General features: G+C 61.3%; 6 protein-coding genes and 1 pseudogene. 5 read left to right on the forward strand and 2 right to left on the reverse strand.

Annotated features, from left to right (window positions below; genetic code table 11):
* The 5 genes and pseudogenes from ENZ74_RS16225 to ENZ74_RS16245 all read left to right on the forward strand — a co-directional run.
* Positions 1-230 (forward strand): annotated as a pseudogene (locus tag ENZ74_RS16225) (hypothetical protein); the annotation flags it as partial.
* A 379-nt stretch (positions 231-609) separates the two neighbouring features.
* The gene (locus tag ENZ74_RS16230) at positions 610-1,629 is read left to right on the forward strand and encodes a BMP family protein (RefSeq protein ID WP_013529887.1); all 1,020 of its coding nucleotides are present in this window, start codon (positions 610-612) and stop codon (positions 1,627-1,629) included.
* 32 nt (positions 1,630-1,661) lie between these two features.
* Positions 1,662-3,185 carry an ABC transporter ATP-binding protein gene (locus tag ENZ74_RS16235; RefSeq protein WP_013529888.1) on the forward strand — a complete coding sequence of 508 codons (1,524 nt, stop codon included), beginning with the start codon at positions 1,662-1,664 and terminating at the stop codon, positions 3,183-3,185.
* Positions 3,182-4,258 (forward strand): ABC transporter permease, encoded by a 1,077-nt coding sequence (locus tag ENZ74_RS16240; RefSeq protein ID WP_013529889.1) that lies wholly within the window; start codon positions 3,182-3,184, stop codon positions 4,256-4,258. Before ENZ74_RS16235 ends, ENZ74_RS16240 begins: the two co-directional genes overlap by 4 nt.
* Positions 4,251-5,183: an ABC transporter permease gene (locus ENZ74_RS16245; RefSeq protein ID WP_013529890.1), complete on the forward strand. Its 933-nt coding sequence runs from the start codon at positions 4,251-4,253 to the stop codon at positions 5,181-5,183. Before ENZ74_RS16240 ends, ENZ74_RS16245 begins: the two co-directional genes overlap by 8 nt.
* 10 nt (positions 5,184-5,193) lie before the next feature.
* Here ENZ74_RS16245 and ENZ74_RS16250 read toward each other — a convergent pair whose 3' ends face one another.
* The gene (locus ENZ74_RS16250) at positions 5,194-6,114 is read right to left on the reverse strand and encodes an ABC transporter permease (RefSeq protein ID WP_082826540.1); all 921 of its coding nucleotides are present in this window, start codon (positions 6,112-6,114) and stop codon (positions 5,194-5,196) included.
* Positions 6,114-6,974: ABC transporter permease (locus ENZ74_RS16255; RefSeq protein ID WP_164761051.1), on the reverse strand; the 861-nt coding region annotated here is incomplete at its 5' end. The genes ENZ74_RS16255 and ENZ74_RS16250, both read right to left, overlap by 1 nt.

A 6,974-nucleotide genomic window follows, 5' to 3' on the forward strand; every position in this document is an offset into this window, starting at 1 on the left:
GCTCAACGACTGGCATGTCGTCGCCTGTGTCGAGGAGGCGATTTCATCAGACCATCCTGGGTCAGGACAAGCCGATCCTGGAGAATCAGGTTCCGAAGAGGCTGCCGCTGGATTCCCGTTCCGAGGTGCCGATCCGCGCCGACGCCGCGTCGGCCGCCTACCGCCGCTGGCTGCGCGAAAGGGGCCTGCGTTATGGCGTCGTGGCCGGCAACGGTATCGGCGCACACTAGAGCCGGATTATTTCAGGTCGAATCGACCTGAAATCGGAATCCGCCTCTAGATCAAAGAGATAGAGCATGATGTCTGGACAAACGGTTTCCGTTTGTCCGTGAAAACCGCTTCACACTTTTCGGCACTATGCTCTAGTCATGGGCGCATTTTCGGACATGATTAATTGTGGATATGCGCGAAAGAAATCGCAGCCATTGTTAGCCGACCTTCGCCGTGGAAGTTTCGGACCTAAGCCGGAAGACCGGCTGCCAACAACGCCATGGGGACGTTGTCCAGGCGATCGCCGCCTCCAAGTAGGCAACCGGAAAAGACAAGAACATCCGGATGACGACAGGGCGGCATTGGACAGTTCTCGGACTGGAATGAGAGGATCAAGCGATGACGAATACCATTACGCGACGCACGGCAATCCTGGGCACGGCGGGCGCCCTGCTTCTGTCGGGGCTTGTACGCTCATTCGCGGATGTCCCAAAGACGCTGAAACTGGCTGTTATCCTGCAGGACCTGCCTGACGTCGGCTGGGACCGGACACTGCTCGACGCGCTTGAGCAACTGAAACAGGAAAGGCCCGAGGGGCTGGAGATTGCATGGGAACATACCGATCCGCTGTACGGAGACGATGCTGAGAACGCCATGCGTTTCTACGCAGAGAGTGGTGAATACGACATCATCTGGGGCCATGGCACCTATTCGGACCAGGTCCAGAAGCTGAGTGTCGAGTTCCCCGACCTGATGTTTGTTGTCACCGGCTCCGGCAATCACCCAGCCGGGCCAAATCAATACTGGATCTACAAGCGGCTGCATGAGCCTTCCTACCTGCTTGGGATGCTGGCTGGCCATACCACCAAGACAGGCATGGTTGGCATCGTCGGCACCTTTCCAGCCAATGACGTCAACGACCAGATCAATGCGTTCTTCGAGGGTGCAAAGTCGATCAGGCCGGACATCCAGCATCGGCTTTCGTTCATCGGCTCGTGGTCCGACAATGCGCTGGCGGCTGAGCATGCCAATGTGCAGATCGCGGCCGGCGCCGACGTCGTTTTCATGCTGACCGACAATTTCAAGCCCTGCCAGGAGCACAAGATCATGTGCTTCGCCAACATCAACGACCAGAGCAAGGTCGCGCCCGACGCCATTGCGTCCAGCGCCATCATCAGCTGGAAGCCCGATCTCAACTGGATCATCGGCGAATGGCTGAAACACAAGGCCGGTGCGCAATTCAATGGCAACGCCGAACCGAAATGGTTTTCGATGGCCGAAGGCGGCACCGACATCGCACCCTATCATGATTTCGACGGCAAGATCCCGCAGGCGGTGAAGGGCGAAATATCTGCCAAGCGGCAGGAGATTCTTTCCGGCAAGTTTGTCGTTCCGCTCAACACCGCCGAGGTGAAGTAAGACACATCAACCAGGCAGCCCGGTGCGACCCAATGGAAGACCTGCTGAACGTTCAGAACCTTACCAAGCGATTTGGCAGCGTCATTGCCAATGACGGGGTTAATCTCGATATCCGCAAGGGTGAGATCCACTGCCTTTTCGGTGAAAACGGGGCAGGCAAGTCGACGCTGTCGTCCTGCCTCTACGGCTACTACAAAGCCGATAGCGGCGAGATACGCTTCAAGGGCGAGGTGGTGGAATTGAGCTCTCCCGCCGATGCCTTGCGGTTAGGCATCGGCATGGTTCACCAGCATTTCGTGCTGGTGTCGAACTTCACCGTGCTCGAAAACATCATCGTCGGCAGTGCCGATGTCGGGTTGCTGCTGAGGAAGGCCGATGCCCGCCGCAGGGTTCTCGGCCTCTGCAGGGACTGCGGCATCGACATCGACCTCGATCGCGAAATCTGGCAATTGTCGGTCGGTGAACAGCAATGGGTGGAAATCCTCAAAGCACTCTATTTCGGTGCCGAGCTGCTGATCCTGGACGAACCGACGGCGGTCCTGACGCCGCAGCAATCCGACCAGCTCTTCGTCATCCTTGATGGGATGCGCAAGCGTGGATTGTCGATTGTCCTGATCAGTCACAAGCTGCGCGAGGTGATGCAATCCGACAGGGTCACCATCCTGCGCAAAGGCAAGGTCGTCGCTACGGTGGACACCGCCAATACGACAGCCGAGGCGATTACCGCCCTCATGGTCGGGCACAAGGTGACGAAAAACGTCAGGGACAATTCCGTCACGCCGGCGGGAGAAATCCTCTCGGTCGAAAAGGTGTCGGCGGTTGGCGAATGGGGCGAGGATGTCCTCAAGGACGTGACGTTTACCGTCGCCGCCAACGAGGTTCTCGGGCTGGCTGGCGTTGCCGGCAACGGCCAGAAGGAACTGTTCGAGGTACTGATGGGAGTCCGCGCGCTTCAATCGGGCGGTTTCTCGCTGGAAGGAAGCCCGGTCACCGCGCCGACGTCTCGCCAGATTCTCGACAGCGGCGTGGGTTTCATTCCGGACGATCGTTTCCTCGAAGGGTTGATCCCGGAGTTCGGAACCGCCGAAAACCTTGTCCTCGGCTGGCAGCGATCGCCGGAATATTGTCGTGGTCCGTTCCTCGATCGCCGCAAACTGGCTGAGTTGGCGAGGCGCAAGATCGACGAATACAAGGTCGCGACCGCCTCGGCGGACCTCCCGGTGGAGCGACTGTCGGGGGGCAACGCGCAGCGTGTCATTCTTGCCCGCGAGTTCCAGCATGCGCGGCGGCTGTTGCTGGCCAACCAGCCGACGCGAGGGCTCGACGTTGCGGCCTCCGAATTCGTCTACGAGAAAATCCTGGAAAAGCGGGCCGCGGGCTTTGCGATCCTCCTGGCCTCAGAGGAACTCGAAGACCTGCTGCGCCTTTGCGATCGCATAGCGGTCATGTTCAAGGGCCGGATCATGGGCATCGTGCGACCCGAGGAGACCAGCCTCCTCGAACTTGGAATGATGATGGCAGGCGATGCCAGCCAGCTTACGCAGGGAATTCAATGATTTCATTTCAACGACGCTCGGGCAGCAGCCTGGGATGGAACGTCGTCTGCTATTCGGCGGCGATATCAGGTGCTCTCCTGGCTTCCGCTGTTTTGCTGAGGCTTTCCGGCGGCGATCCTGCAAGGGCCTTCACGGCCCTGATCGTCGGCGCATTCGGCAGCCAAGGCGCATTGCTCGGTTCGCTGGCGAAGGCGACCCCGCTGTTGCTTGTCGGGCTGGGCACGGTGTTCGCATTCAGGGCCAAGATCTGGAACATCGGCCAGGAGGGGCAGGTGTTCGCCGGCGCGATGGCCGCCTATTGGGTGAGTTTCTGGATAGCGCCATTGCCAGGCTGGCTGGCCGTCTGCACACTCGCGCTGGCCGGAATGGCGGGCGGCGGCGTGCTCGGCCTGTTGGCCGGCGCACTGAAAACCAGGTTCGGCACCAGCGAGATCATTTCGACGGTGATGCTGAATTACGTCGTCATGTACCTGCTCGCCTACCTTCTCGATGGCGGCCCCTGGATGGCGACAGGCGTGACCGTATCCTATCACCAGTCGCCGCCCATCGATCCAAGTCTGGAGTGGCCGATCCTCTTGGCTGTTGGGGCGGGAAAGCTGCATGTCGGCTTCCTGTTCGCTCTCGCCGCCTCGGCATTCGCAGCGGTGCTGCTCGACAAGACGTCGCTGGGCTACGAAATCCGCGCGTTCGGCTCAAACCCGACCGCGCTGACGTTTCGCGGCACCAATGTGCGCCGGCTTCTGCTGACCGTCATGCTGATGTCGGGGGCCCTGGCGGGACTGGCTGGCGCCGGCGAGCTTTTCGGTGTCTCGCACCGGCTGCGTGCCGAGACGCTGCTTGGCATCGGCAGTTCGGGGATCGTCGTTGCCATGGTGGGAGGACTGCGCCCGAGCGGCGTGATGATCGCCGCCCTGTTCTTCGGCGCGCTGGAAAGCGGGACGATCTACATGCGGCTGAAGAGTGGCACGCCGGCAGGCCTGGTGTCGGCGATGGAAGGGCTGGTGCTTTTGTTCTTTCTCAGTGCCGCCGTCGCAACGCGCCTTCAGATCGTGAGGAGGGAAGTCCATGCTTGAGCTGCTGCAGGGCCCGCTTCTGATAAGCCTCCTGGCGGCGATGGTCCGCATTGCCACGCCATTGCTTTTTTCGGCAATGGGCGAACTTGTCACGCAGCGCGCGGGCATCTGGAACATCGCTGTCGAAGGCACCATGCTGATTGGCGCCATTGTCGCCTACATGGTTGCCTCGACAACCGGATCGCCTTGGCTGGCTCTGGCGATAGCCATCCTGGCCTGCGCCGCGAGCAGCCTGATCATGTCGTTCGTCACGATTGTTTTGAAGGCCGAGCAATTCGTAGCCGGCCTTGCCCTTAATCTCCTGGCATCGGGCGTGACGCTGTTCTGGTTCCAGGCCTATATTGGCGGTCGCGAGGCGCCGACCTTCATCGGCTTCGACCAGGTTCCGATCCCCTATCTGTCGGATATTCCAATCCTGGGACCGGTGCTGTTTTCCCAACGCCTGCTGACCTATGTCAGCTTCCTGGTGCCCATCCTCGTCTGGTTCTTTCTCTACCGAACGAAATACGGCCTTGAGGTGCGCTGTGTCGGCGAAAATCCGAAGGCGCTTGACGTCAAGGGCCTGCACGTCGGCCTCAGGCAGTGCCTCGCGATCATGTTCGGCAGCATGATGTCCGGCTTCGGCGGCGCCTTCCTGATGCTTGGCTATTCGGACAAGTTCGTTCCCGATCTCATTGCCGGCCGCGGCTGGCTGGTCGTGGTCGCGATCATCGCCGGCAACTGGATGCCGTTCCGGATCGTTGGAGCGATCTTCATCTTCGCGTTTCTGGAGGCGTTGGGCATCCATGCGCAAGTGGTGGGGATTCCTGTCCCCCACCAGCTGTTCCTCGTCTTGCCCTATGTGGCGTCACTTGTGCTGCTTGCGGGCTTGCGGTCGCGCACCCATCAGCCCGTGGCGCTCGGCATTCCCTACAACAGGGAATAGACCCTGCTGCTCAACCCGCCGGACGGAAAGGCTTTGCTAGCGAAGCCGGGAAGTGCAGCGCCAGCATTTGCCGGTTTCGCGAGATCAGCACCAGAACGATGATTGTCGCGAGATAGGGCAGGGCCGAGAGCAGTTCGGACGGCACTTCCAGTCCGAGCGCCTGTCCCTGCAGCTGGAGGATCGTCATGCCGCCGAACAGCCAGGCGCCAAGCAGGATGCGCAGCGGGCGCCATGTGGCGAAAACCACCAGCGCCAGTGCGATCCAGCCTTTGCCGGCAGTCATGTTCTCGACCCAGAGCGGTGTGTAGGCGACGGACAGATAGGCGCCCGCCAGGCCAGCCATCGCCCCGCCAAACAACACGGCCATGTAGCGGATCCTGATCACGGGATAGCCGATCGCATGCGATGTCTGCGGTGACTCGCCGATCGTTCGCAAGATCAGCCCGGCCTTCGTGCGGTAGAGAAACCAGCTGATGGCAGCGAACATCACCAGAGCTAGGTAGACCATCGGATCGAAGCGGAAGAGCAACGGACCGATCAGCGGCAGATCGGACAGAACAGGGACGTTGATGCCGTGCAGCGCCTCGATAGGCTCGCTGCCGAAGCCGCGGCCAAGGAAGGCCGACACGCCGGAACCGAAGATGGCCAGCGCCAGTCCGGCCGCATATTGATTGGTGAGGAAGGTCAGTGCCAGAACGCCGAACAGCAGCGAGGCGGCGGCACCTGCCAGGGCGCCGGCCAGGATCGCAACCGGCATTGGATAGCCTGCGGTTACGGCCCAGAAAGCCAATGCCGCGCCCATCAGCATCATGCCTTCGATGCCAAGGTTAAGCACGCCGGACTTCTCGACCACCAGTTCGCCGAGTGCCGCGAATATCAGCGGCGTGGCGGCGATGACGGTGCCGGTGAAGATGGCGATGATCAAGTCCATCAGGCTGTCTCCAGCGCGTGCGTGTCTCGGGCCGGCCGTATCAGGCGGATGCGATAAAAAATGAAGAAGTCGGCGGCGAGCAGGAAGAACAGAAGAATGCCCTGGAAGATGCGCGTCAGCGCCGAGGGCAGGCCCAGCGTCATCTGCACGCCTTCGCCGCCGAGGAAAAGCAGCGACATCAACAGCCCGCCAAGCACGATGCCGAAGGCGTTCAGCCGGCCGATGAAGGCGACGATGATGGCCGCGAAACCGTAGCCGGGCGAAATCTGCGGCGAGAGCTGGCCGAGCGGCCCGGCGGCTTCCGCCATGCCGGCGATGCCGGCGGCCGCACCACCCGCCATCAGCCCGATCCAGACGGCGGCAGATTCGCGAAAGCCGGCATAGCGGGCGGCAAGCGGTGCCGCTCCGCTCACCGACATCTTGTAGCCAAGGAAGCTGCGGTCAGTGAACAGCCACATCACGAACACGGCGACGACGGTGATGAAGATCGAAGGGTTGAGCCGATAGGCCGGGTCGAAGGATTCGAACAGGGCGGCTGTCGGCAGAAGTGCCGTCTGCGGGTAGTTGAAACCGGCCGGATCGCGCCACGGTCCATGCACGAGATAGGACAGGAACAGCGTCGCGATGTAGGTCATCATCAGCGTGACCAGGATCTCGTTGGTGTTCATGCGGGCGCGCAGGAAGGCAGGGATCGCCGCCCATGCCATGCCGGCGCCCATGCCGGCAACGAACATCAACGGCAACAGCAGCACGCTGTCCGGGTTCGGCCAGAAAAGACCGACGCCGCTCGCCGCAATCGCGCCCATGGTGAACTGGCCCTCGGCGCCGATGTTCCAGACATTGGCGCGGAAGCCGATAGC

The organism is Mesorhizobium sp. M7A.F.Ca.CA.002.15.2.1 (assembly GCF_003998715.1).
Classification (GTDB): Bacteria; Pseudomonadota; Alphaproteobacteria; order Rhizobiales; family Rhizobiaceae; genus Mesorhizobium; species Mesorhizobium ciceri.

Coding starts and splice junctions, on each gene's coding strand:
- ENZ74_RS16230 (WP_013529887.1), top strand. CDS start 610: ATGACGAATACCATTACGCGACGCACGGCAATCCTGGGCACGGCGGGC.
- ENZ74_RS16235 (WP_013529888.1), top strand. CDS start 1,662: ATGGAAGACCTGCTGAACGTTCAGAACCTTACCAAGCGATTTGGCAGC.
- ENZ74_RS16240 (WP_013529889.1), top strand. CDS start 3,182: ATGATTTCATTTCAACGACGCTCGGGCAGCAGCCTGGGATGGAACGTC.
- ENZ74_RS16245 (WP_013529890.1), top strand. CDS start 4,251: ATGCTTGAGCTGCTGCAGGGCCCGCTTCTGATAAGCCTCCTGGCGGCG.
- ENZ74_RS16250 (WP_082826540.1), bottom strand. CDS start 6,114: ATGGACTTGATCATCGCCATCTTCACCGGCACCGTCATCGCCGCCACG.